Raw genomic sequence first — 23,710 nt, forward strand, 5'->3', positions numbered from 1 at the left:
ACCTCATTGCACCGTCGAGTTGTCGCGGACGTCGAAGTCCTTCTGCGTCCCGACGTCGTTCTCGTCTTGCGGGAACGTGAGGTCGAGGTCGACATCCATGTTGAATTCGTTGATTACCTCCTCGGTCGCCGGGTAGACGCCGACCATCGACACTTTCGTCTCCTGCATCTGTGTCTCCACGTCGTACCCCCGGGACGTGATGGCGTTGGCCGAGTCCCCGATAGCGTAGGGCACGTGTCCGTCGGGGTACTTGTCCTCCAGGCTCTGCCCTTTGAACACGCCGCCCCAGTGGTACGGCAGGAACACTTCCTGTGGGTTCGGTCGGTTCGTCACCCGCGCCTTCACCAAGACGGACCCGCGGTCCGTCGAAGCGATGACGATCAGGTCGCCGCCGTCGATGCCCAGGTCTTCCGCCATGTCCGGATGGACTTCGGCGTACATGTGGGGCTGGAGGTCGGCGGTGTGGATGTTGTTCCGCGTCTCCGCGCCGCCGCCCTGGTGTTCGACCTGCCGCCCGCTGGTCATGATGGTGTCCAGGTCCGGGCCGTCCTCCTGGTTGTGGATGATGTCCGTGGCCCGCTCCTGCTCGACGAGGTTGTTCTGGTCGAGCCGGTAGAAGTTCCGCTGCTGGCCGTTTGCCGGCCACTCCGCCAGCAGTTCCGTGTCCGGACCCTCGATGGGCTCGCGGTGGACCGGCACCTTGTCGAGGAAACTCCAGACGACGGCTCGCGCCCGGCCGCGCCCGGTCGGCGCGTCGGGCTGGGCGTAGTCGTACTCCTCGTAGAACTCGGGGTCGACCCCCTGCCCGATCATCGTTTCGAGGTACTCGTCGAACACCGCGCTCCCCGTGTCGGGATTGTTCAGCGCCTGTGCGGCGGTGTACACCGACTCCTGGTTGTCGAGCGCGTACTGCTGTGGGATGGTGAGCTCGTCCGGCTGGACCTCCTGTTCGGGGTCGACGAGGCTCTGTGGCGGCGTCACCTTCCAGCCCGGATACTCGGGGATGCCGTGAATCATGCCGTCCGCGGCCGTGTCGTCGTCGTCGGCCCACTCGGGGTTGTACGGCGCACGGGTCAGGTCGAGCGCTTCCTCCTGGCTCTCGTACCGGTCGCCGACGGCGTCGAGCGTCTCCTGCATCGGGTACTCCTCGTCCGTCGGCATCGCCTCCCAGTCCTCGGGTGTGGGTGCCTGGACGCCCCAGCGGGTCCGGAAGTCCTGGCCCCCGTTGTTGGGGTCCAGGTCGTCGTTCCAGATAATCGGGGTGCCCGGGTGGTCCTCGCCCCAGCAGGGCCAGGGAAGCATCCAGTACTCGCCCGCGACTGGCGTCCCCTCCGCTCCCTTGAGGTCCTCGTTGGAGAACGCCCAGTCGTACTCCAGGTGTTGCTGGAGCCGTTCGGGGGTCTGCCGGTAGCCGATGGTGTTGGTCCCGAGGTTGAACTCCCGGACGGCCCCCTCGTAGCTGGACTTGCCGTTGTACAGCTCCGAGCCCGCGCCCCAGTCGAAGTGCTCGCCGAAGCCCAGATACCCGGCCAGCTCCTGCATTATCTGGAGGTCCGGCTTGGAGTTGTGGGCCGGCGAGCGGACCGGCTCGGACCACTGCACCGACCGGTTCGTGTTGGTCAGCGACCGGTGGTGTTCGTACTGGCTCGACGCCGGCAACAGCAACACCGGCGGGCCGTCCTCGTAGTCCGGGAGGACGCTCGCCACCGAGGGGAACACGTCGATGACGACCAGCAGGTCGAGGTTCTCCATCCCCTCTTTCATCTGCTCCATCTCGCTGATGGAGTTCGCCGAGTGCCCCCAGAAGAACGCGATTTTCGTCTGGTCGGGCTGGTATATCGGCGTCTCCTGGTACCGGTCCTCCTGGTCGAGCGCCGACTCGAACCAGCGGGCCACCGTCAGCCCGTTCTGGAACATCATCGAGTTCTCGGCCGGGTTCTCCGGGCCGTGGTCGGTGTTTGGCGGCAGCGAGTCCGCGTCCTCGTTGCCCTCGTACACCGGGCTCTGGCGGACGTACTTGTCCGGCGGCATCAGCTCGAACCGGTTGTACATGTCCGCAAACGAGGTGGAGCCGCTGGTTTCGGGGGTGCGGTCCCAGATTTCGGCCCACCAGGACCAGCCGCCGGCCGTGAGGCCGTAGTACCCCGGCAGGATGTGGCTCGCGACGGCCAGGTCCGTCGCGCCTTGGACGTTCGCGTGGCCGCGCATGACCTGGAGGCCGCCGCCGCTCCGGGCCGCGCTCCCGGACGCGAGGCTGGTCATGGCGTACGAGCGGATGTTCTGGGTCCCGTTGTTGTGCTGGGTCCCGCCCATAGCCCACTCTATCTGGATGTGGGGCCGGGCCTCGTCTATCATGTCGGCGATGCGCTCGATGTCCTCGGCGGACACCCAGGTTATCTCCTCGACGGTCTCCTTGTCGTACTCGTCGAGTTCCGCGTCGACGTCCTCCCAGCCCTGGACGCGGTCGGTCAGCATGTTCTGCCCGCTGTCGTCCGCGTCGGGGTCCATCGCGAGCCCGTGCTTGTCGCGGAGCTCTTTGATGATACCCATCATCAGGGCCACGTCGGTGCCCGGACGGAACCGCATGAACTCGTCGGCGTGGGCCGACGTCTTCGTGAACCGCGGGTCCAGATTGAGGATGGTCCCGCCGCGTTTCTGCCCCTCGAGGATGTGCTGCATCGCGATGGGGTGTGCCTCGGCGGGGTTCTGGCCGATGATGATGTTCAGGTCGAAGTTCCGGTAGTCCTGAACGGTGTTCGTCATCGCGCCGTAGCCCCAGGTGTTTGCCAGCCCCGTCACCGTCGTGGAGTGACAGATTCGGGCCTGGTGGTCGATGTTGTTCGTGCCCATGAACGCCGCCAGCTTCCGGATGGCGTAGGCCTCCTCGTTGGAGTGGTGGGCGCTGCCGAGCAACATCACGCTCTCGCGGCTGTGCTCGGCGTCGACGTCGACGGCCTCGTCGGGTGAGGTGTCGTCGTCCGGCCACAGCGCCCGGATGTCCGTCGCCAGCCGGTCGTAGGCCTCGTTCCAGCCGAGTTTGCGCCACTCCCCGTCCTCCTGTATCATCGGGTGTTTGAGGCGCTTCTCGGAGTGTTCGGTCTCGTAGATGCCGGCTCCCTTCGAACACAGCGACCCGGCGTTTATCGGGTGTTCGTGCCACGGCTCCATGCCGACGAAGGAGTTGCCCTCCTTCTCGCCACGGAAGCCACAGCCTACCGAACAGTAGTTACAGATGGTCTTGGTCAGTTCGGTGTCCGTGTCGGTCCCGTCCGTTTCCTCGCCGCTCTCCTGGAGTGCCCGACCGGCACCGCTGACGCCGAGGGCGACGCCCCCCGCGAGGGCGCTCGCCTTCATGAACGAGCGGCGGTCGAGGTCCAGTGAGACTGGTTCCTGTTGTGTACTCATGGCGAATGGTGCCCACCCATTACCGATGCTGTCCGCGTCTGCCACGCAGTCTGGTCTGTCATTGTCTGTCTAGACGTACCACACATTCGGTGTCATCCATGATAAAAGGTGTCATATTTTGCAATGACAGTTCGTGTAATTTACCTGCCGACCAAAATTTTGGGGGTTGAATTCGCGAATAGATGTGTGAACGCTCCGCAAGGTCTATAACCGGGACAGGGTTTTGCATGATTAATGAACACGGGTGCCTTCGTGTGTTCCTGCGGGGGATCGTGCGACATCGACCTGGAAGCGGTCCGGGACGGGGTCGACGACGTCGACGTCGTGGCCAGTTCCGAACTGCTCTGTCAGGACGGGCTGGCCGGGATGTCACAGGTCATCGAGGAGTACGACCTCGACCAGATAATCGCGACGACGCCGGAGCCGTCGTGTCAGGAGCGCATCCGCGGCCTCGCCGACGAACACGACCTCCACCCCGAGGCGTCGGTGTTCGTCGACCACCGGGAGACGAACGCCTGGGTCCACGACGAGGCGGCGGCCACCGACAAGACGGCCCGGCTCATCAACGCGACGGAGGCCGGCCTGCGCGAGGAAGCGCCGTCGCGGACGGTGTCGAAAGACGCCGGGAACCGAGTCGCCGTCGTCGGCGACCCCGGAGCCGCCCGGTCGCTGACCGACGACGCCGACGTGCTGTTCATCGCGGACGGGCAGGAGTTCGCCGACGTCGAAGGGCTCGCAGACGTGGCGATGGAGCGCGGGCGCGTCGTCGATATCGAGGGCTCCTACGGCGAGTACGAACTCACCCTTGAGGCCCGCGTCACCGACGACTGCATCGACTGCATGGACTGCGTGCGGGAGGGCCCCGACGGCATGGTGACGGAGTTCCCCGTCGACATCCACCCCGACGCACCGGACGGCGCGTGGACGGACACCTGCCCGACCGACGCCATCGACCTGGCGGGGGTCACGCGCACCGTCGAGGTCGACCAGGTCATCTACCCCGGCGGTCGCGACGACGCCCGCGGCGGCCGGCTGGGTTTCTACACCGGGCCGGTCGACGCCGGCACCATCGCCGCCGTCGAGTCACAGCTTGGCGGCATCGAGAAGCCACAGTTCCTCGACCTGGAGATGGACGTCTGTGCCGCCGGTGCGTCCAGTCAGGAGGGGTGTACGGCCTGCGTCGACGCCTGCCCCCACGGCGCAGTCGACCGACCGACCATCGACTCCGTCGAGTTCGACGAGGTCGCCTGCGAGAACTGCGGGGCCTGTACGAGTGCCTGTCCGACGGGCGCGACACAGCTCCGCGAGCCGTCGAACCGCCGGCTCGCCCGCGAGGTCGAGGCGTTGCTGGAGGACGACGCGGACGGGGGCCTGCTGTCCCGTGGCGACGGCGGTATCGACACCCAGGTCGTCGCGTTCGTCTGCTCGGAGTACGCTATGGAGCGGCTCCGGGCGCACGGACGCAAGGCCGTCCGGTCGGGCGACCTCGACTACCCGCCCATCCTCCCGGTCCGGGTCAACTGCACGGACACGGTCGGCGAGGCCCACGTCATGCACGCGCTGGCGGCCGGCGCGGACGGCGTCGCCATCGTCGGCTGTGGCGGCTCCTGCCTCCACTCCGGGCCGGACCCGAAGCAGGACCTCGTCGACCGGCTCAATCAGGCGACGACCGACCTCGGGCTCGGTGACCGCGTCGGGTTCTTCGCGCCGGAGGCCGGCAACCCCGAGGCGTTCGTCGAGTCGCTCTCGGGCTTCGTCGAGTTCGGGCTCGACGAGACGCCGATTCCGGCCGGCAACTACGAGGCGACGGGCCGCAGCGACGCCGACCGCGAGGAGCCCCGCCCCAACCCCGACTTCGACAGCCACGGCTGGACCCTAGAGAGCGTCCGGGCCATCCTTGACCACGTCGACCCCGAGCGGGAGGTGATTCGCGGGCTGAAGGACTTCGGCGTCATGGACGTCAGCGACGCATGCACGCTGACGCCGACCTGTACGAACCTCTGTCCGACCGACGCTATCCAGCGGACCGGCGAGGGCGAACTGGCGTTCAACCACGCGGACTGCGTGAACTGCGGGCTCTGCGAGGAGGGGTGCCCGGAGACGGCGATTACGATGCACGACGGACTGGACCTCTCCCTGCTCCCGGAGAACCGGGGCGGCGAGGCCTGGGTGACCGTCCACGACGGCGACATGCTCGAATGCGTCCGCTGTGGCAAACCGTTCACCAGCGTCGCCTCCGCGGCGAAAATCGAGGAGGAGGTCGGCAGTCAGGTCGAGGGCCTGGCCCCCGACGCCGACCACTCGGTCTTCGAGTACTGTAGCGACTGTCGGAGCCGCCTGCTGTTCGACCAGGGGGAGAAGCGATGAACGATGCGGCCGTCTACGAGGCCCGCCTCGAACTGGTCGATTTCGTCATCGACGTGTTCTGGGACGTGCCCGACGAGGCGTTCGTCGAGCGGCTGTTGAGCGACGACGTCCAGCTACCGGGGGACTCCATCAACGACCAGCTGGACGAGGGCTTCGAGACCCTGCAGAGGTGGCGAGACGACAACGCGGACCGGCCGGTCTCGGCGGTGCGGGACGACCTCGAACGGGAGTACACGAACCTGCTCGTCGGCCCGCGCCCGCCGGTGTTGCCCCACGAGACGAACTACCGCGAGGACACGGAGTTCATCGGCGAGGGACTGGCCGAAGTCGACGCCAGCTACGCCGCGGCAGGGTGGGCACCGCCCGAGGACTACCCCGAGGAGAACGACTTCGTCGCCGTCGAACTGGCGTTCCTGCGCTATCTCATCGAGCGCCAGCGTGCGGGCGACGAGGAGACCGTCGGCTACGAGCGGGTGTTCATCGAGCAACACCTCAGCGAGTGGGTCGTCGACTTCGCCGACGAGATGCGCGAGGAGGCCGACGGGGGGCTGTTCCTCGCGGCGGCGCTCGTCTGCGAGGGGCTGGTCCGCTTCGAGGACGAAATCGTCGCTCAAATCGGCTAGGCTACCGGATGCGGAGGACGAGCCCCACGCTGGCGACGAGCCCGACGACCATCAGGACCTTCACTGCGGGCAGCAGGAACGCCATCGCCTGTTCCATGAGGAAGAGCGACCGCCAGGTGTTGACCGACCGCGCGACGACCGCGACGGCTCCAGCGCCCGCGACCAGCACGCAGAGCAGCGTCACGGAGGCCGCCGCGACGACGCCGAAGGGGTTCGCGCGCAGTCGCTCACGCATCGGGCACCACCCGCCGACCGACGACGAGGACCACGAACAGCGGCACGAGGACCATCAGGAGGCGGCTGACGAACAGCCCGATGTAGCTGATGGTCGATTCGAGGTGAATCGCCCAGTGCCAGCTCCCCTTGAGTTCGGCGATGAGGCCGACGGTGCCGACCACGAGCAGCGACAGCGCCAGGAGCACGACGAGGGTGTAGACCAGCGTCCGGAGATAGCCGAGCACCGTCGCGGCGTCAACCCGCGAGGCTGACTGTTCGGTCGCCATCAGGGCTCCTCCCCGGCCCAGTGTTGCTGGTAGATGTCGTACGTGATGACGACGAGGACCACCAGCCCGACGCCCAGAACCGCCGCGCCCGTGTCGGGCGGAAACGGGAGGTCGAGCCCCGACCCCGTGTGCATGAGGATACTTAGCATGGAGTGTGGTACGGACTGGCGAGTAAAAAACCGTTGTGACCTGTCCGGGCCGTCGGCGAGCGTCGGAGACGGCGACGACAGCGCGTGTGAGACAAAGCTTTTCTCCGCGTAGCCCTACCGTTGTGATACCATACCATGACGTCCCGCCGCGGGCTGTTGCTCCGCCTCTCCGCGCTCTCCGGAGCGGCCGGGCTGAGCGGCTGTTCGTCCCTGCTCGCCAGGCAGGCGTCGTCGCCGACGGGGGACCTGGACCCGAACCCGCGGGCCGGCGAACTCCCGGTGCGGCAACACGCCTGGAACGAGCGCCTCCGGAGCGACGCCGCCGGCAACGACCTGCCCCCCCGTCACTTCCGGCTGTTCATGCTCGACCTCGACACCGAGCCGTCGGACGCGGCCGCGGAGACCGTCGAACTGGCGATGCGGACGCTTGAAGACGCCTACGAGTTCGACAGCGGAGGACTCCTGCACATGCTCGCCTGGGGGACGAGCTACTTCGAGACCTACGGCTCGCTCGGGTCGTCGCCGATACGTCGCCCGCGGGTCCTCTCCCGGACGGACGACCCCGACCTGCAGGCCTTCGACGCGATGCTCGTCCTGGCCAGCGACGTGCCCTCGCATCTCGCGGCCGCCGAATCGGCGCTGTTCGACACCCGACCGACGCTCGCGGGCGCGGAGATTCAGGGCCGACTCGGCGACGTGTTCACCGTCGCCGACCGCCGCGGCGGGTTCGTCGGCGAGGGGCTCCCGGCGGCCCACGCCAATGCGGAGGGCGTCCCCGCCGACATCCCCGAGGACTCGTACATGTTCTCGGGCTTCTTCGCCGGCCGGGCCGGCACGCAGGCCAGCGAGGACCGCGTCACCATCGACGACGGCCCCTACGCCGGCGGAACGACGATACACCTCTCTCGAATCAACGAGGCCTTCGACACCTGGTGGGAACTCGCCCAGTCAGACCGCGTCGAGCGGCTGTTCTCGGCGGCGTTCTCGCCGGACGACATCGACAGGGGTGACCTCCCCTTCGCCGACATGGTCCGCGAGCACGCGAGGGAGAACGGCCGGGTCGGTCACTTCGAGAAGGTCGCCCGCGCCCGCAAGGACGGGGAGCCGCTTCTCCTCCGACGGGACTTCAACACCATCGACGGCGGCCAGGCCGGGATTCACTTCCTCTCCTTACAGGAGCGGCTCAGCGACTTCGAGGAGGTCCGGGACGCGATGAACGGCTGGTGGCTCCGGGAGGAACACGAGGACCTCAGAGACCGGCAGAACAACGGCCTGTTGGAGTTCATCGAGGTCGCGTCGCGCTCGAACTTCTACGTCCCGCCCCGCGACAAGCGGGCCTTCCCGGCCCCGTAGCTGCCGCTCGTCGCCTGCGAGCGCCGAAAAGGGTCCCGGGCTACTCCTCGTCGTCCGATGTCGTGTCGTTCTGGTTCACGTCGCCCGGCCAGACGCCGTGGTCCCAGACCTCGAAGCCGTTGAACGTCTCTGTCGCGCCCTTCGGTTTCCACTCGCTTTCCTCGTGTGCCATTGTATATCAACTATCGTGTGGTTCCGGCTTAAGTGTTGGTGCCGTCACTCCGAGGGCGTCCCCGGCGGTTTCTGCTCGTCGGTGACCTCGTCGAGGAACGCGTTGGCGTAGAGGTCGACGTGCATCTTCAGGACCGCGCTCTCGTCGACGCCGTTCTCCTCGGCCTGCCGGCGGAGCAACGCGGCCAGTTCCTCGGTCGGTTCGTACCGAATCTCGCGGCCGTCGACCTCGAAGGTCACGTCGTGGGACTGGGAGACGAGGTGTTCGATTTCCAGCAGCGCCTGCTCGACCTTGGTCTCCAGCGCCTCGTCGATGTCCTCCAGCCGCCGGTCCGCCCACTCCTGGGCCGCCTCGTAGAGGCGGTCGCTCACCTCGAAGGCGAGCGTCAAAACGACACCCCCTCGCCCTCGAACTCGGGCGTCCACAGCGTCGTCTCCTCACACACCGGACACTCCTGCCGGCGCGGCTGTCCCTCGAACGCCGAGAGGTCTATCATCTGACCGCACTCCTCGCAACTGTAGTAGGTCATTCGTCCGACGGGGGCCAGGACTGTGGTGCCGGGTCCGACTCGGTTATCTCGGAGTACAGGACCACGAGCACCCCGAGGACGATAGTCAGCACGAGCACGCCGGCGAGACCGCCCAGCGCGTTCCGGCCGACGAACGTCGCTGTGCCGGTCGCGTAGTCGATGGTCGACAGTACCTCCAACAGCGTCAGTAACAGCCAGACGAAGGCACCCAGTACCACGAACGTGAGTATTTTCGACTGTTGGACCGCGGTTCGGAGTGTCATTGTCGTTCGTGTATGACAATGGCCAGCAAGTGTTATAAATATACGGCGTCACTCCCCGGCGAGGTCCCAGTCCGCCTTCTCGGCGGCGTCGGCAAGCGGGACGAACTCCCAGCCCGTCCGCTCGGCGATGGGTTCGTCGTCCGGGCGGCCGACCAGGACCATCCGCTCGGCGTAGAACATCGAGTGCTCGTCGATGTCGGCGAGTCGCTCGGCCGGCTCTTGGCCCGCGCCGCTGAAGAAGTCGGCGTCGATGCCGTGGTCGCGCTGGAACTTGTTGATGACGAAGGCGTCGACGTCGCCGACGATGCCGACCCAGTCGGCCCAGCCGCGGGCCTCCTGAAAGACCCGCTGCGGGTCGGAAAACTGCCGGGCCGCGTCGTAGGTCACGGCCATCGTCATGTCGTCGATGCCGCCGCCGTGGGGGCCGCTCGCCTCGACGGACTCCTCGCCGGCGGCCGGGTCCGCAGCGACGTTCGCGGCCGGGTCGGTGTCGGCCGCGGCCGCGCCGCCCGCGCCGCCGCTGCCCGTCGGGATGCCGACCGGCTTGTCCTTGTTCTCCCGCGGGACGTGGGGGACCGGCTGACCGCCCGGGCTGTCGGCCGATTCGCTGTCCGCGCCCGCTGCGTCGGCGGCCGGCGCTGCCCCGTCCCCGGCCGGCTCCGGTTCGTCCTCGGGTTCGCCCTCCCCGCTCCAGAACCAGTCGCCCCGGTTCGGCGTCTCTTCGTCGTCCTGTACGTCGAGGTCGTCGAGGTCTATCTTGTCTGTCATTCTCCGAGTGCGCTGTCTGCCGGTAGCGTCGACCGGTCGACGGCGTCCGCGAGGCCGAGCCGCTCGACCGTCTCGCGGGTGGGCCGGCCGTCGGCGTCCCAGCCCCGCTGGCTGTAGTACTCGTCGAGCATCGCGTCGAAGGACTCGGCGTCGATTGCCGCGCCCGCGTTCGGACCCGAGTCGAGCGGTTCCTGCAGTTTCGCCGGGAGTTCGTCGTCGGCCCGCGAGACGCCCTCGCGGACGTTGAACAGCCGGGTCAGCGTCCAGACGCGCTCGCCGACGGTGGCGAGGTCGCCGTCCACCTCTAGGCCGACCGCGTCGAGCCACTCCGCGCCGAGGTCGTCGAAGGCGTCGCCGACGAAGTCGTCCACGACGAGACACCACAGCACCGAGCGCTGGTCCTGTTCGCGGATGACGGCGGCGGCCGCCCGCTCGGGCGTCCAGTCGCCGTCGAAGGCCTCCCGCTCGATGGGGAGCGCGCGCCGGTGACAGGCCCCACGGTCGCTGGTCGCGTACGCCAGCGCCATGCTCCGCGCGCCGCGAGGGTCGTAGGCGGGCAGTTCCATCGCCTTGACCGTCGGCAGGAGGTCGTCCCCGCCCAGGCGGTCCGAGGCCGCGTCGACGCCGTCGGCCAGGGCGTCGCCCAGCACCGTCTCCCGCGCGACGACCGCCTCCAGGAGCGCCCGCGCGTCCTCGGGATTCCCGTACTCGAACGAACTGTCGAGCAGGCCGGCGTCGCTGGCTTTGATGGCCCACGCGACGGCGCTCCCGGCGCTGATGAGGTCCAGCCCCAGCCGGTTGCAGGTCTCGCCCAGCGCGGCCACGGCGTCGAAGTCGTCGATACCCAGGCCGGCCCCGAGGCTCATCGCCGTCGCCCCGCGCGGGACGGTCTCGCCGTCCTCCGTCTGGACGCGGAAGCCGCCGGGGCTGCCCTCGTCGTCGTACTCCCGGCCCGCGGCGAGTTCCTGGACGGCCTCGATGCCGACGCCGTCGGCCCCCTCGAACTGGCCGTCCTCCCAGCCGCGTGTCGAGAGCGCGCCGACCTCGTTGGCGAAATCGACCGTCTCGACGGTCCCGCTGGCCTGCAGCCACTGGCCGGTGTCGCCCTCGCGGTACCGCTCCGCGTACCGTTCCCGGAGCTCCGCGAGGTCCGTCGGCGGGTCGCCGCGGACGACGACGGCCTTCAGCCGCTTCGCGCCCATCACCGCCCCGGCACCGCCCCGCCCGGCGTGGTGTTCCCCGCCGTCGGAGGCGATGGTGGCGAACGCGACGCCCTGCTCGCCGGCCGGACCGATACACGCCACCGCGGCGTCGGGGAACGCTGCCGCGGTTTCGGCCGTGTCCCGACCCCACGTCTCGGCGGGTTCGACCGTCGCGCCGTCGTCCTCGACGACGAGTTTGACCGGCTCCGGGGCGCGCCCGGTGACCAGAATCCCGACGTGGTCCCGCAGCGCGCCGGCCAGCGTGGCCGGGAACGACCCGCCCGCGTAGGAGTCGAGGAAGCCGCCGGTCAGGGGCGACTTCGTGACCGCCGCGTAGCGCGTCTCGCCCGGCAACAGCCCGGAGACGGGACCGAGCATGAACGACAGGACGTTCTCCGGCCCCAGCGGGTCCGTGCCGGCGTCGAGTTCGTCGTACAGGTACCGGGCACCGAGCCCCTTGCCGCCCACGAACTGCCGACGCCACCGCTCCGGCACCGGACGGCTCTCGACCGACGACGACGACAGGTCGACGCGCAGTATCCGGTTCCGGTTGGCTACTGTCATCACCACCCACTCCGCCGTCTGTCGACTAAAGGATTATCCCCATCAATCATGCACGAAGCACCTTTCCCCCAGAGCCGAGAAGTCGGGGTATGCGCGCAGGAGCCATCGTCGCGGGCGGCCGGTCGACGCGGTTCGGGGACAGCGACAAGGCCGTCGCCGACCTCGCGGGGACGCCGATGATACGCCGCGTCGCCGACCGGCTGGGCGGAGTCGTCGACGAACTCGTCGTGAACTGCCGGACCGACCAGGTCGAGGCCATCGAGGCGGCGCTGTCGGACCACGCGCTCGACCCGCGGTTCGCTCCCGACGAGGACCCCGACCAGGGACCGATGGCGGGTATCCGGACCGCGCTGGGAGCCGTCGAAAGCGAGTACGCCGCCGTGGTCGCGTGTGACATGCCCTTCGTCGACCCGGCGTTCGTCGACTACCTGTTCGAGCGGGCCCGGTCCCACGAGGCCGCGGTCCCGCGTCCCGACGAGTGGTTCCAGACGACGCAGGCGGTGTACCACGCCGACGCGATGGCCGACGCCTGCCGGCGGGCGCTGGACCGCGGCGAGCACAGAATCGTCGAACCGCTGTTCGACCTTGAGTACGTCGTCGTCGAGCGCGAGGAGGTGCTGGAACACACCACGGAGGCCACCTTCCGGAATCTCAACACCCGCGAGGAGTTCGAGGCCGCGGCCGAGCAGTTCTGACGGCCCGCTCAGACGACCGCCACCAGCGGGTCGTCGGCCCGCATCTCCGCGAGGACGACCCGCGGGACGTCGGCCCGTTCGTGGAGCGCCGCGGCGACGGCCCGCGCGCTCGCTTCGAGGTCGGCGTCGTCGACCATGTTGAGCAGGGGCACCGCGGTCGCGTCGGCGGGCACGTCCTTCAGCCCGCCGCGGTCGCTGGCGAGCACCGCGGCGACGTCGGCCGGTCGAATCTCGTCGCCGGGGTCGAGTCCGGTAATCGCGGCCACCTCGTCGACCCGGTGGACGATGTCGTCGGTCAGCGGTTCGCCGATTACGTGCGCGCTGGCGATGGGGACGACCGTCGACGCCGTCTCGGGGAGCTGTGGCTCGCGGTCGCTCGGTGCCTTGAACTCCCGCATCCGCGCGCCGTCGGCTTTCACCAGAACCGGGTGGTCGACGGCGGCCAGGTCGGCCACCGTCGCCGTGTCGTAGCCCCGATAGCGGTCCGGCCGCTCCTGGGCCGGGACGACGCCCAGCGGCCACGCGGTCGCCGCGTCGATGGCGTCCCGCGGGGCCTCCGTCACGACGACCTCCGCGACCCAGCCGTCGAAAATCGGAATCCGGACCGTCGCGGTGACGACCGCGCGGTCCAGCCGCCGTGCGAGCGTCGCCATCGTCGTCTTCTTGCCCCCTGCGCCGACGAAACAGATGGTCCCGTGCCGCGCGTCCAGCGCGTCGACGATGTCCATACGCCCTGCAGGGCGGTGGCCGGATTAACCGTTACCCCGGCGGCCGAACCGGGACAGTCACGTCATTTAAGGGGATGTGCTGTGAATAGTTAGCAAGGAAATGCTCGAAGACGACTTCGGTCGCGAGGTGTCCGGTGTCCGCGTCTCCCTCACGGACCGGTGTAACTTCGACTGCGTCTACTGCCACAACGAGGGGCTGGGCGACACGCGGGGCCCGATGGAGGCACAGGACGACGAACTCAGCGCCGACACTATCGTCGCCTTCCTCGAAGTCGCCGCCGAGTTCGGCGTCGACTCGGTGAAGTTCACGGGCGGGGAGCCGATGCTCCGGGAGGACCTGGAGGAAATCGTCCGGCGCGCCCCCGACGAGATGGAGGTGTCGATGACCACGAACGGGACCTTCCTCCCCGGCCGCGCCCCGGACCTCGTCGACGCCGGGCTGGAACGGGTGAACGTCTCCCAGGACGCGCTGGACAGCGAGGCCTTCGCTGAACTGACCCAGAGCGGGGCCTACGACCGCGTCCTCGAAGGCGTCGAAGCGGCGCTGGACGCCGGCCTCGCGCCGGTGAAGCTCAACATGGTCGTGTTCGAGCCGACCGCCGGCTACGTCCCGAAGATGGTCGACCACGTCGCCGAGAACCCCGGCCTCCAGCTCCAGCTCATCGAGTACATGCCGGAGCTGGCCGGCCACCCGGAGTGGGCCATCGACATCGACCGCGTCCACGACTGGCTCGAGGACCGCGCCGACACGGTCGAACACCGCGAGATGCACGACCGCAAGCGCTACTGGATACACGGCCGCGACGCGGCGGTCGAGAGCGGGGGCGCGACCACCTCGCTGGCCGCCTCCGACGGCGGCATGCGGACGGAGCCGGTCAACAACCACAACAGCGGGATGGTCGAAATCGTCGACCCCGTCGGCAACGAGAACTTCTGTGCGAACTGCCACCGCGTGCGGCTCACCCACGACGGCTACCTGAAGGGCTGTCTGAACCGCAACGACGACCTGCGCGACATCGGCACGACCAAGGAGTCGATGCGCGCCGCGTTCCGCGAGACCGTCGACACCCGCGTTCCCTACTACGGCGAGTACATGGTCGAAACCGAGGACGGCGAGTGGGAGATAAACGAGGCGTACATCGACACCGACGGGGACCGTGCGCCCTACGAGTACTCCGAGTAGCGCCCGCCCCGACCAAACGCTCTTACTGTTCCGTCGTGTAAATCGGCCAGAATGGGCGTCCCGTTCCGCGACCGGACGGCGGTCTCGCTGTCGTGGAACGAGCTGACCGGGGCGGTGGGGGACTCGGCGACGGTGCTCCCGGTCGTCGTCGCCGTCGCCGTGCTGACGGAGCTTTCGCTGCCGGTCATGCTCGTCTGGTTCGGCGTGTTCCAGGTCGTCTGGGGGCTGTACTACGGCGTCCCCATCTCCGTCGAGCCGATGAAGGCCTTCGCCGCCCTCGTGGTCGCCAGAACGATTTCGACCGGCGAACTCGTCGTCGCGGGACTGCTCGTGGCCGTCGTCTTGCTCGCGCTTGGCACCTCGCGGTCGCTCGGCACGGTCAATCGGTACGTCGACGACACTGTCGTCCGCGGGGTCCAACTGGGCGTCGCCCTGGTCCTGTTGGAGACGGGCGTCGGGCTCGGGCTCAGCGACCCGCGGCTGGTCGCCGTCGCCGTCGGTGTGGTCGCCGTCCTCGCGGCGGTCGGCTACGGCGGGCAGAGCGCCTTCGCCGTCTTCGTCCTCGGGGTCGTCCTGGCCCTCGCCGAGACCGGAGTACCGACGCCGGCCGTCCCCGCCGTCGACGCCATGTTCATGCTCCCGGAAATAACGCTGTCGGCACAGACGGCCGAGGCCGTCCTCGCCCAGATTGCGGTCACGGTGGGCAACGCCGCCCTCGCCACGTCGGTCCTGCTGGCCGACTACTTCGACCGGGACGTGTCGGCCGACCAGCTCTCGAACAGCATGGGGCTGATGAACCTGGCGGCGGTCCCGTTCGGCGCGTTCCCGATGTGTCACGGCAGCGGCGGCGTCGCCGGGAAGTACGCCTTCGGAGCCAGGACGGCCGGCGCGAACCTGATACTCGGCGCGGGCTACGTCCTGACCGCGTTCCTCGCCGTCGGTGTCGTCGCGGCCTACCCGACGGCCCTGCTCGGAGTCATCCTGGTGTTGATTGCCCTCCAGCTGGGCTGGACCGGCGTCTCCCGGACGGACGACCTGGCGGTCGTCGCGGCAATCGGCGGCCTCGGCGTGCTCGTCAACCTCGGCCTGGCGTTCGTTCTCGGCGTCGCCGTCCAGCAACTTCGCGCCCGCCTGTGACGGCCGACCGGCCCACAGACGCTTGTATCAGGAGGCCGAACCGTCGGGACAGATGCGCCCCGCAACGGAACTGGAGAACGTGCTCGGAGAGGGCGAATCGCTCACCATCGTCTGTCACAACAACCCCGACCCCGACTGCCTGGCCAGCGCGCTCGCGCTCGGCCGCATCGCCGCCGCCGTCGGCATCGACGAGCGGCGCATCCTCTACAGCGGCGAGATTTCCCACCAGCAGAACCGCTCGTTCGTCAATCTGCTGGAGATGGACGTCCAGGAGTTCGACGCGGCCGACGTGACCGACCGGGACCCCATGGACCTGCTCGCCTTCGTCGACCACTCTGTTCCCGGCTCGAACAACCGGGTCCCCGAGGGGGTCCCTGTCGACATCGTCATCGACCACCACCCGGCCGAGGACATCGACGCCCGGTTCGTCGACCACCGGGTGGAAATCGGGGCGACGGCGACGATACTGACCGAGTACCTCCGGGACCTCGACATCGAACTCGACGACCGCCTGGCGACGGCGTTGCTGTTTGCCATCCGCCGGGAGACGCTGGGGTTCCTGCGCGGCGTGACGCCCGACGAGTACGGGGCCGCCGGGTTCCTGACGGACGCGGCCGATTCGGACCTGTTGCGCCAGCTCTCCTCGCCGTCGGTCAGCGGCGCGACCGTCGACGCCATCGCGGACGCAATCGAGAACCGGACGGTCCGCGGGTCGGTACTGATATCACACGTCGGCCGGACGGGGGAGCGGGACGCGCTCCCGCAGGCGGCCGACTACCTGGCGACCCTGGAGGGCGTCGAGACGGCCATCGTCTTCGGCGTCGTCGAGGACACCATCCAGCTCAGCGCCCGGTCGACGGACGCGCGGGTCCACATCGGCGACGTTCTACACGACGCCCTGGGCGACGTCGGGAGCGCCGGCGGCCACCGCGAGATGGCCGGCGGCGAGGTGCCGCTTGGCATCTTCGCCGACTACACGAACGACGACGCGGTCTTCGTCGACATCGTCGAGCAAGTCATCTCGGCGCGGCTCTTCGCCGGGCTGAACCTCGCCGAGGAGGAGTGAGGCCGGTCAGGACAGCCGGAACGTCTCCAGGTTCTTCGGGTTGTGGGTCCGCATGTTGAACTTCTGGTACAGCGCCGAGGAGAGCTGGTTCGTCGAGGACTCGTCGCCGTGGACACAGAGAATCTTCTCCGGCCGCGGGTGCATCGTCTCGACGAACGACTCCAGGCCCTGCCGGTCGGCGTGGCCGGAGAAGCCGTCGACCGTCTCGACGGCGAGCCTGAGGCTCACCCGCTCGGCGCGTGGCCCGCTCGTGTCCCCGAGGGTAATCTCGTCCTGCCCGCGCTGAATCTGGCGACCGAGCGTCCCCTCGGCCTGGTAGCCGACGAAGGCCATCGTGTTGTCCGGGTCGCTGCCCAGCAGCCGGAGCCAGGACATCACGGGGCCGCCGGTGACCATCCCAGAGGTGGTCAGGATGATGGCCGGCTCGTCGTCGGCGATGTCCCGTCGCATCTCGTCGCCGCCGTCGACCTGCTCGAACTGCTCGGCGAGGAAGGGGTTCTCGTCCTCGTAGAGGATGCGCCGGCGGAGGTCGTCCCGGAGGTACTCCGGGTACGCCGTGTGGATGGCCGTCGCCTCCCGAATCATCCCGTCCAAGTACACTGGCATCGTCGGGATGTCGCCCTCCCGCATCGCCTCTTCGAGGACGAGCATGAGCTCCTGGGAGCGGCCGACGGCGAAGGCCGGAATCAGTATCTTGCCGCCCCGCTCGTGGGCTTCGTTGATGACGTCCCTGAGGACGCGCTCGGAGTCGGACTGGTCGGTCTGATAGTCGTTTTTCCCGCCGTAGGTGGATTCGAGGACGAGTGTCTCCACCCGCGGGAAGTCGTTGACAGCGCCGTCGAGCAGGCGGGTGTCCTTGTAGTGGATGTCCCCGGAGAAGGCGACGTTGTACCGCCCCTCGCCGATGTGGAAGTGACACACCGCCGACCCGAGGATGTGGCCGGCGTTGTGCATCGTGAGCTTGATGTCCGGCGCGATGTCGGTGACGTTGCCGAACTCCAGGGGAATCGTGTGTTTCAGCGCGTCACGGACCTGCTGGCTCTCGTAGGGCGGGGTGCGCCCTTCCTTCGAGGCCACGTCGAGGTAGTCCAGTTGCAGGAGACCCATCAAGTCCCGCGTCGGCGCGGTGGTGTAAATCGGCCCGTCGTAGCCGTACTTGAACAGGATGGGGATGAGCGCGGAGTGGTCCAGGTGGGCGTGGGTCAACACGACGGCGTCCAGCGAGTTCGGGCCCGCAGCCAGCGCCTCGGGAGCCTGGAGGTACGGCACCTCCCCCTCCGCACCGGGCTTGTCGCCACAGTCGATGAGGATGCGAGATTCGGGCGTCGAGAGGATGAACGACGCGCGCCCGACCTCCCGGCAACAGCCCAGCGTGGTGAGTCGGACCCAGTCCTCGTCGCTCGTCGTGGGGCGGTTTATCTGGCGGCCGACGCGCTGGAGGATGTCTCGCCGTTCCTCGCGTTCCTGCTTGAGGTAGTTCCGGACGTTCGAGACGGTCGAGGACTCCATCGGCGGCGTCCGGACGACCTCGGGGGTCCAGCCGACGGAGGCCGATATCTCGTCGAGGGTCGCCCCGTGGCGGCCGATGACGCGGCCGGGCTTCTCGGCCTCGATGAACACTTCGCCGGTCTGGCGGTCGAAGTCGAGGTTCTGGACGCCGGCGTCCTCGGGAATCGTCTGCGTGATTCGGGCCTCGGCCTCGTTAGGCGGGACGAGAGCGCCCTGCGTGGGCCGGACGTTGATACGCTTGCGGAGCGTCTGGGCGAGGTTCCGGACGATGCCGTCGCGGTTGGCGACCGTCTGTGCGTCCGGCGTGTAGATGACCAGTTCCGGCCCCTCGAAAGCGACCGATTCGATTTCGATGTCGTCCGGTGTCTCTTCTTCGACCTGTGCTTTGATTCGATCAAGTGTCTCGTCTGCGGAACTCATACGTGTGGAGATGGGAGGCCCGATAGCCGTCGGAAAACCACGGCTCTCGACTGCCGTTATCTAGCGGGAGTGCGAGCACGGTAAAGAACCTTTGCTTGTCTCGCCCGGCGTCCCGGCGGGAACCGGCGAATTTTAGTGTGGGACTGCGAGATATCTCCATATGGGCTTTGGTAGCTACGATGAATCCGAACAGAAGGACAACGACGTAGACGCGGACGACAGCGACGGCGTTGCGGTCCACGAGAACGACCACGACGGGTCGGTCTCCTTCGAGACGGAGGCATCGACGAGCGACCTCGTCGACAAGCTCGGCGACATGAAAGACGAAGACGACGAGGAGTAAGCGCCTCGAATACCGTCAGAACGGCGATTCCCGTCCGACTTTTTCGGCGAGTTCGCCGCGTTCGTCCAACTGTTCGAGGATGTCGCTCCCGCCGATGAACTCCCCGTCGACGAACGTCTGTGGAATCGTCTCGCGCCCGCTGTGCCGTTCGAGCGCCTCGCGGTAGGCGTCTGTCGCTTTGAGGACGTCCACCGTCTCGATGTCCTCGCGGTACTGTTTCAGGAGGCCGAGCGCCTTCTTCGAGTAGCCACACTGGGGCATCAGCTCGTTGCCTTTCATGAACAGCACGACCTCGTTGTCCGCGATGACGCTGTCGACCTGTTCTGTGACCTCTTCGGGCGAGAGTTCTTCGGGCTCGAATGCCATACGCACCCTAACGGCGTCGGCAATAAAGGCGTACCGACGGTGTGGCTCGTCGGCGACTGCCTACTCGGCTTCCTCGGGCGTCAGCGTCGTCAGCTCGATGGCGTGGATGTCGCGTGTCAGGTGGTCCCCCAGCGCGTCGTGGACGAGCTGGTGCTGGTCGACCAGCGACTCCCCCTCGAACGCCGGCGAGACCACGCGAACGGCGTAGTGTTTGTCGTCGTCGGGGTCACGCGGCGTGGTGACCGTCGCCCGTGCCTCCGGGAGCGCTTCCTCGATGAGTTCGGCGACCGCATCCTCGTCCATACGCGCCCTCAGGGGCGCGGCGGGCAAAACAGTTGGCGTCCCGTCGTCACCAGTCGGGCGACAGCTCCCGACCGATGCCGACGCCCAGGGCGGCCAGTCCGAGAAGCGCCAGCGCGACCCCGCCGAGCCAGACCGCCGACTGCGGGGCCGCGAGGCGGACCGTCCAGAGCCCGGCGACCAGCGCCATCCCGCCGGTCACGACCAGTTCGACGAACCGCTCCATGTCCGTGCCTGCGGCGACCGTCGGTAAATCCCTGCCGGCCGAACCACAGGTGTTTGTGCGTCGGGCGCGTAGCTCCGGTATGAGCGACGCGACGCTCGTCTACGACGACGACTGCGGCTTCTGTACGTGGTGGGCGGATTTCATCGGGCAGCGGTCGGACCTCGACATCGTCGGCTTCTCCGAACTCGACGGGGACCTGCTCGAACGGCTGCCCGACGACTACGAGACCTGTTCACACCTGGTGACCGACGAGGATGTGTACTCCTGCGGGGAGTCCATCGAAACGGCACTCACGCACACCGACCTGGGCGAGCCGGCGCGGCCGCTGGTCTCGTTTCTCCGCCAGTTCGAGGACTACGAGCGGCTCCGCGAGCGTGCCTATCGGCGGGTCGCCGAGAACCGGTCGAAGTGGGGGAAGGTCATGTCGAAGACGCCGCCCGCCCGCCGGGACGGGTCGGACTGACCCCGTTCAGACCTCGGCGAGTCGCAGGTCGCCCTCGCTGACCGGGCTGACGTAGGTGCCGACGCGTTCGCGCGCCCACCACTGCCCGGTCTCGCGGCGTTCGTCGGGCGTCGTGAACCGGTAGCGGTAGCGGACCGCGCGGACGTACGTTGGCGTCGTCTCCGGGAACGGTACCGAGGCGAGCAGTTTCTCGGTGGCCTCGTCGCCGGCCAGCAGTCGGTCCAGCAGCGCGAGGAACCACGGGCTGCGCCGCGGCGAGGGAGCCATCGCCGCGAACCACAGCTGCCAGTCCAGCCGGTAGTGGTACGGCGCGACCTGGCGGGGCCGTCGGGCGGGGTCCGTTGGCTTGCCCTCGAACTCGTAGGTCCGCCACTCCGTGTCGGCCGTGACTGTCTCGTCCGTGGTCCCCTGGACGACGACTTCGTAGCGGTCGCGAGTGATAGAGCCGAACGCGCCGTAGGTGTTGACCAGCCGGAGCGGGTCGAAGGCGGTGTTCATCACCTGCCGCTCCGAGAGCATGTTCCGGACCGGCCCGACGCTGCGCCAGAGGACGACGGCGGCGAGCGCGACCGACAGCACCTGCAGGTACAGCGGCGGCGCGCCCGCGCTCGGTGCGGTGACCGGGAGCGCCGACGCCAGGACCGCGTCGCTGAACGCCGCGACTGCCTGGACGATTGTGAGGGCGTTGAGCCACGAGAAGTTCCCCGTCAGCATGAGCCAGCCCTGGAAGCCGATGGTCGCAACGCCCGCCACCGACGCCCACGGCTGGGGGGCGAAATAGAGGAACGGGACGGCGACCTCGACGACGTGGTTGCCGAGCACCTCCAGCCGGTGGAACCGGTCGGGGAGGTGGTGGGCGTACCAGCTCAGGGGGTTCGGAATCGGCTGTGTCTCGTAGTGGTAGTCCAGCGCGGTGCAGTCGCGCCAGCAGTCGTCGCCGCGCAGTTTGATGAGCCCTGCCCCGAACATATTGCGGAACAGCAGCCACTTCAGGAGCCACAGCACGACGACCGGCGGTCCCGTCGACCCCGCGCCGAGAAACGCAGCGAGGAAGCCGGTCTCAAGCAGCATCGACTCCCAGCCGTAGCCGTAGAAGGTCCCCCCGGCGTTGACGAAAGACAGGTACAGACCCCACAGCAGGAGCCACAGCAGCATCGACGCCGGAACTGCGTACGGACTCGGGAGCCACGACGGGAGGCCGGCGAACGCGAGCGCCGAGAGCCCGACGCCGGCCCAGGCCGCGACGCCGATGACGCGGTCGTCGGGAAAGAAGTAAAACAGGCTGGGACGGTCACGGAACGCGTGGCGGTCGACGTACTGCCGTATCGGAAGCAGGCCGTCCTCGCCGGCGAGCGGGCGGAACTGCGTGGCCGCGACGAGGAACGCGAGCAGGTAGATGACCGCCAGCCCCCGGTGGAACAGGAACCTGACGAGCCAGTACGCCTCTGCATCCCACGGCAGCATACTCCGGATGTGACCCAGCCACGGACTAAACCGTACCGGGCGGCGGCGCGGTCAGCCACGGCCGTCGCCTCTCCGGTCAGCCCAGCAACCGCTGGTGGGTCGGCTTCATACAGCGGTCCTGGACGACGCGGCGGCCGGCCGCCTCGGCACGTTCGACGGCCTCGTCGTCGTGGATACCCAACTGGAGCCAAATAACGGCGTCGTCGTCGCGTTCCAGCGCCGCGTCGACGATATCGCTGACCTCCTCGCTGGGCCTGAAGACGTCGATGATGTCTATCTCGCCGGGCACCTCCGACAGCGAGTCGTACGCCTTCTGTCCGAACACTTCGTCGGCGTAGGGATTGACCGGAATCACGTCGTACCCCTGCTCGTGGAGGTACTTCGGAATCTCGTGGGCGTCCTTGCCGGCGCTGGTCGAACAGCCGACGACGGCGACGCGGTCCAGTTCCAGAATCTCTCGGAGTTCGTCGTCCGAACTAACGGGCATACACGGAGTTCGCCGGGCAGCGACAAAAGCTATTGCCCGGGCGCTACGTCGCGGGTTCGTCGGATTCGCTCGGTTCCCGCAGGTAGGTCTGGCCCCACGCCGCCATCTCGGTGATTACCGGCTCCAGCGACGCACCGTGTTCGGTCAGCGAGTAGTTGACGCGAAACGGCTGTTCGTTGATGACCTCCCGGTCGACGAGCCCTTTCTCCTGGAGGTCTTCGAGGCTGTCAGAGAGCACCTTTGAAGAAATCCCGTCGACGTTCTCCTTGAGTTCGTTGAATCCCGAGGGGCCGTTCTCGAGCAGCCGGTGAATGATAACCGGGTGCCACTTCTTCCCGATGAGGGAGGCCGTCGTCGTTATCGGGCACCACTCTTCGCCGGCACACCAGACGGAGAGTCGCTCCGGTGAGTCGCTCATGTCTTGCCGAGATTTCGGTCGCGGACGGCTAATATCTACCCCTGAACAGGGACTGAAGGGTCACTGAAGACGCCCAGGACTTCCGGACGCAAATCTCGCCGGGGGACGCGGTCGGAACGGCTCTCGGCCGAGGGTAGTAGCGACCGTTTACTCGGAGTAGACGGCCCATTCTCGTATGGCTGTAGTCGCGGGGCCCAGCACGAACGGGCGGCGTACGAGGTAGTGACACCACCACGATACTGGGCCGAGTACTCGCCCCGTAGAGCGGCCAGAGCGGAACTCGCGGACCACGGGCCCACCGAAACTGGCGAGCGCTGTGGCGCTGGTAGGCGCTCTGTTCTCTCACGGGCGCGACCGAAGGCGACCGCAAACTTTGGGCACTGCACCACGACCGTGTGCCAGCATGCGAGGACAACAGCGGTGCCGTGAACGGATTCCAAAGGGTTTGTATCGGATGACTCCGGAGAGTGGCCTATGACGGAGAACGTGGTCGTACTTGGTGCGGGGTATGCGGGTGCGGGGACAGTCAAGAGCCTGGAGGACGAACTCGACGGCGAGGCCGACGTCGATATCACCTGGATTTCCCAGACGGATTACCATCTGGTCTTGCACGAGTCCCATCGGTGTATTCGGGACCCCAGCGTCCAGGAGAACATCGCGATTCCCGTTCACGAAATCAAGCAGCCTTCGACCTCGTTCGTGCAGGACGAGGTCGTCGAAATCGACACCGACGCGCGGGAAGTTGCACTCGCCGACTCCGAGTCCGTCGCGTACGACTATCTGCTGGTCGGATTGGGCTCGCAGACGGCCTTCTTCGGCATCGACGGGCTCGAAGAGCACGCGCTGACGCTGAAGAGCCTCGACGACGCCCTGGAGATTCACGACACTGTTCAGCAGGCCGCCCGCGAGGCCTCGACGAACGACCCGGCGCAGGTGGTCATCGGCGGTGCTGGCCTCTCGGGCATCCAGACGGCCGGCGAGGTCGCCGAGTTCCGCGACGAGCACAA

At 67.9% G+C, this 23,710-nt stretch carries 28 protein-coding genes; 10 read left to right on the forward strand and 18 right to left on the reverse strand.

The window, feature by feature from the left end; translation table 11 throughout:
* Positions 1-3: 3 nt before the first annotated feature.
* A complete protein-coding gene (locus tag VI123_RS18505; protein ID WP_336339552.1) occupies positions 4-3,405 on the reverse strand; it encodes a formate dehydrogenase subunit alpha in 3,402 nt (1,133 codons plus the stop codon).
* A 234-nt stretch (positions 3,406-3,639) separates the two neighbouring features.
* Here VI123_RS18505 and VI123_RS18510 point away from each other — a divergent pair, with 234 nt between their 5' ends.
* Together VI123_RS18510 and VI123_RS18515 are read left to right on the forward strand one after the other, a co-directional pair.
* A complete protein-coding gene (locus tag VI123_RS18510; RefSeq protein ID WP_336339553.1) occupies positions 3,640-5,772 on the forward strand; it encodes a hydrogenase iron-sulfur subunit in 2,133 nt (710 codons plus the stop codon).
* Positions 5,769-6,395: a TorD/DmsD family molecular chaperone gene (locus VI123_RS18515; RefSeq protein WP_336339554.1), complete on the forward strand. Its 627-nt coding sequence runs from the start codon at positions 5,769-5,771 to the stop codon at positions 6,393-6,395. Before VI123_RS18510 ends, VI123_RS18515 begins: the two co-directional genes overlap by 4 nt.
* A 1-nt stretch (position 6,396) precedes the next feature.
* On the opposite strand, the gene VI123_RS18520 is transcribed toward VI123_RS18515, so the two are convergent.
* From VI123_RS18520 to VI123_RS18530, 3 genes are read right to left on the reverse strand one after another with little or no spacing between them, the layout of a single operon-like run.
* A complete protein-coding gene (locus VI123_RS18520; protein WP_336339555.1) occupies positions 6,397-6,630 on the reverse strand; it encodes a hypothetical protein in 234 nt (77 codons plus the stop codon).
* Entirely contained in the window at positions 6,623-6,898 is a 276-nt protein-coding gene (locus VI123_RS18525) for a hypothetical protein (protein WP_336339556.1), read from the reverse strand. Before VI123_RS18525 ends, VI123_RS18520 begins: the two co-directional genes overlap by 8 nt.
* Positions 6,898-7,047, reverse strand: coding sequence for a hypothetical protein (locus VI123_RS18530; RefSeq protein ID WP_336339557.1), 150 nt, complete (start codon positions 7,045-7,047; stop codon positions 6,898-6,900). The genes VI123_RS18525 and VI123_RS18530 overlap by 1 nt, the downstream gene beginning before the upstream one ends.
* Before the next feature lie 135 nt (positions 7,048-7,182).
* On the opposite strand from VI123_RS18530, the gene VI123_RS18535 reads away from it, so the two are divergent.
* Positions 7,183-8,400 (forward strand): DUF7405 family protein, encoded by a 1,218-nt coding sequence (locus VI123_RS18535; protein ID WP_336339558.1) that lies wholly within the window; start codon positions 7,183-7,185, stop codon positions 8,398-8,400.
* 40 nt (positions 8,401-8,440) lie between these two features.
* On the opposite strand, the gene VI123_RS18540 is transcribed toward VI123_RS18535, so the two are convergent.
* Genes VI123_RS18540 through VI123_RS18565 form a run of 6 tightly spaced genes read right to left on the reverse strand, consistent with a single transcriptional unit; the run spans position 8,441 to position 11,901 of the window.
* A complete protein-coding gene (locus tag VI123_RS18540) occupies positions 8,441-8,572 on the reverse strand; it encodes a hypothetical protein (RefSeq protein ID WP_336339559.1) in 132 nt (43 codons plus the stop codon).
* Positions 8,573-8,616: 44 nt separating this feature from the next.
* Positions 8,617-8,961 carry a hypothetical protein gene (locus VI123_RS18545; RefSeq protein WP_336339560.1) on the reverse strand — a complete coding sequence of 115 codons (345 nt, stop codon included), beginning with the start codon at positions 8,959-8,961 and terminating at the stop codon, positions 8,617-8,619.
* Complete coding sequence (locus VI123_RS18550) at positions 8,958-9,101, reverse strand: hypothetical protein (RefSeq protein ID WP_198560176.1); 144 nt, start codon at positions 9,099-9,101, stop codon at positions 8,958-8,960. The genes VI123_RS18545 and VI123_RS18550 overlap by 4 nt, the downstream gene beginning before the upstream one ends.
* Positions 9,098-9,364 (reverse strand): hypothetical protein, encoded by a 267-nt coding sequence (locus VI123_RS18555; RefSeq protein WP_336339561.1) that lies wholly within the window; start codon positions 9,362-9,364, stop codon positions 9,098-9,100. The genes VI123_RS18550 and VI123_RS18555 overlap by 4 nt, the downstream gene beginning before the upstream one ends.
* 48 nt (positions 9,365-9,412) lie before the next feature.
* Positions 9,413-10,132, reverse strand: a complete 720-nt coding sequence (locus tag VI123_RS18560; RefSeq protein ID WP_336339562.1) for a DUF7124 domain-containing protein — start codon at positions 10,130-10,132, stop codon at positions 9,413-9,415.
* Positions 10,129-11,901 (reverse strand): aldehyde ferredoxin oxidoreductase family protein, encoded by a 1,773-nt coding sequence (locus VI123_RS18565; RefSeq protein WP_336339563.1) that lies wholly within the window; start codon positions 11,899-11,901, stop codon positions 10,129-10,131. The genes VI123_RS18560 and VI123_RS18565 overlap by 4 nt, the downstream gene beginning before the upstream one ends.
* A gap of 86 nt (positions 11,902-11,987) precedes the next feature.
* Between VI123_RS18565 and VI123_RS18570 the strand changes: the two genes are divergently transcribed.
* On the forward strand, positions 11,988-12,593 hold the full coding sequence (locus tag VI123_RS18570; protein WP_336339564.1) for a molybdenum cofactor guanylyltransferase: 606 nt from the start codon (positions 11,988-11,990) through the stop codon (positions 12,591-12,593).
* Between the two features lie 8 nt (positions 12,594-12,601).
* On the opposite strand, the gene yqeC is transcribed toward VI123_RS18570, so the two are convergent.
* Entirely contained in the window at positions 12,602-13,321 is a 720-nt protein-coding gene (gene yqeC, locus VI123_RS18575) for a selenium cofactor biosynthesis protein YqeC (RefSeq protein WP_336339565.1), read from the reverse strand.
* 100 nt (positions 13,322-13,421) lie between these two features.
* Here yqeC and moaA point away from each other — a divergent pair, with 100 nt between their 5' ends.
* Genes moaA through VI123_RS18590 form a run of 3 tightly spaced genes read left to right on the forward strand, consistent with a single transcriptional unit; the run spans position 13,422 to position 16,707 of the window.
* Positions 13,422-14,504 (forward strand): GTP 3',8-cyclase MoaA, encoded by a 1,083-nt coding sequence (moaA, locus tag VI123_RS18580; protein WP_336339566.1) that lies wholly within the window; start codon positions 13,422-13,424, stop codon positions 14,502-14,504.
* A 51-nt stretch (positions 14,505-14,555) separates the two neighbouring features.
* Positions 14,556-15,641, forward strand: a complete 1,086-nt coding sequence (locus VI123_RS18585) for a putative sulfate/molybdate transporter (protein ID WP_336339567.1) — start codon at positions 14,556-14,558, stop codon at positions 15,639-15,641.
* Between the two features lie 52 nt (positions 15,642-15,693).
* Positions 15,694-16,707 (forward strand): DHH family phosphoesterase, encoded by a 1,014-nt coding sequence (locus VI123_RS18590; protein ID WP_336339568.1) that lies wholly within the window; start codon positions 15,694-15,696, stop codon positions 16,705-16,707.
* 6 nt (positions 16,708-16,713) lie between these two features.
* Here the strand turns inward: VI123_RS18590 and VI123_RS18595 are convergent, their stop codons facing one another.
* The gene (locus tag VI123_RS18595) at positions 16,714-18,636 is read right to left on the reverse strand and encodes a beta-CASP ribonuclease aCPSF1 (protein ID WP_336339569.1); all 1,923 of its coding nucleotides are present in this window, start codon (positions 18,634-18,636) and stop codon (positions 16,714-16,716) included.
* A gap of 160 nt (positions 18,637-18,796) precedes the next feature.
* Here VI123_RS18595 and VI123_RS18600 point away from each other — a divergent pair, with 160 nt between their 5' ends.
* Complete coding sequence (locus tag VI123_RS18600; RefSeq protein ID WP_336339570.1) at positions 18,797-18,979, forward strand: DUF5786 family protein; 183 nt, start codon at positions 18,797-18,799, stop codon at positions 18,977-18,979.
* Between the two features lie 15 nt (positions 18,980-18,994).
* On the opposite strand, the gene VI123_RS18605 is transcribed toward VI123_RS18600, so the two are convergent.
* The 3 genes from VI123_RS18605 to VI123_RS18615 are packed head-to-tail and all read right to left on the reverse strand — an operon-like array spanning position 18,995 to position 19,871.
* The gene (locus VI123_RS18605; protein WP_336339571.1) at positions 18,995-19,345 is read right to left on the reverse strand and encodes a glutaredoxin family protein; all 351 of its coding nucleotides are present in this window, start codon (positions 19,343-19,345) and stop codon (positions 18,995-18,997) included.
* A 60-nt stretch (positions 19,346-19,405) separates the two neighbouring features.
* A complete protein-coding gene (locus tag VI123_RS18610; RefSeq protein WP_336339572.1) occupies positions 19,406-19,648 on the reverse strand; it encodes a BolA family protein in 243 nt (80 codons plus the stop codon).
* 46 nt (positions 19,649-19,694) lie between these two features.
* On the reverse strand, positions 19,695-19,871 hold the full coding sequence (locus VI123_RS18615; protein WP_336339573.1) for a hypothetical protein: 177 nt from the start codon (positions 19,869-19,871) through the stop codon (positions 19,695-19,697).
* A gap of 79 nt (positions 19,872-19,950) precedes the next feature.
* On the opposite strand from VI123_RS18615, the gene VI123_RS18620 reads away from it, so the two are divergent.
* On the forward strand, positions 19,951-20,334 hold the full coding sequence (locus VI123_RS18620; RefSeq protein ID WP_336339574.1) for a thiol-disulfide oxidoreductase DCC family protein: 384 nt from the start codon (positions 19,951-19,953) through the stop codon (positions 20,332-20,334).
* Between the two features lie 6 nt (positions 20,335-20,340).
* Here the strand turns inward: VI123_RS18620 and VI123_RS18625 are convergent, their stop codons facing one another.
* The 3 genes from VI123_RS18625 to VI123_RS18635 form a co-directional block, all read right to left on the reverse strand.
* The gene (locus tag VI123_RS18625) at positions 20,341-21,798 is read right to left on the reverse strand and encodes a lipase maturation factor family protein (RefSeq protein WP_336339575.1); all 1,458 of its coding nucleotides are present in this window, start codon (positions 21,796-21,798) and stop codon (positions 20,341-20,343) included.
* Between the two features lie 76 nt (positions 21,799-21,874).
* Positions 21,875-22,285 carry a CoA-binding protein gene (locus VI123_RS18630; protein WP_336339576.1) on the reverse strand — a complete coding sequence of 137 codons (411 nt, stop codon included), beginning with the start codon at positions 22,283-22,285 and terminating at the stop codon, positions 21,875-21,877.
* 43 nt (positions 22,286-22,328) lie between these two features.
* Positions 22,329-22,703, reverse strand: a complete 375-nt coding sequence (locus tag VI123_RS18635) for a winged helix-turn-helix transcriptional regulator (protein WP_336339577.1) — start codon at positions 22,701-22,703, stop codon at positions 22,329-22,331.
* A 474-nt stretch (positions 22,704-23,177) separates the two neighbouring features.
* Here VI123_RS18635 and VI123_RS18640 point away from each other — a divergent pair.
* Positions 23,178-23,710: NAD(P)/FAD-dependent oxidoreductase (locus tag VI123_RS18640; RefSeq protein ID WP_336339578.1), on the forward strand; the 533-nt coding region annotated here is incomplete at its 3' end.

The organism is Haloarcula sp. DT43, assembly GCF_037078405.1.
Lineage (GTDB): Archaea > Halobacteriota > Halobacteria > Halobacteriales > Haloarculaceae > Haloarcula > Haloarcula brevis.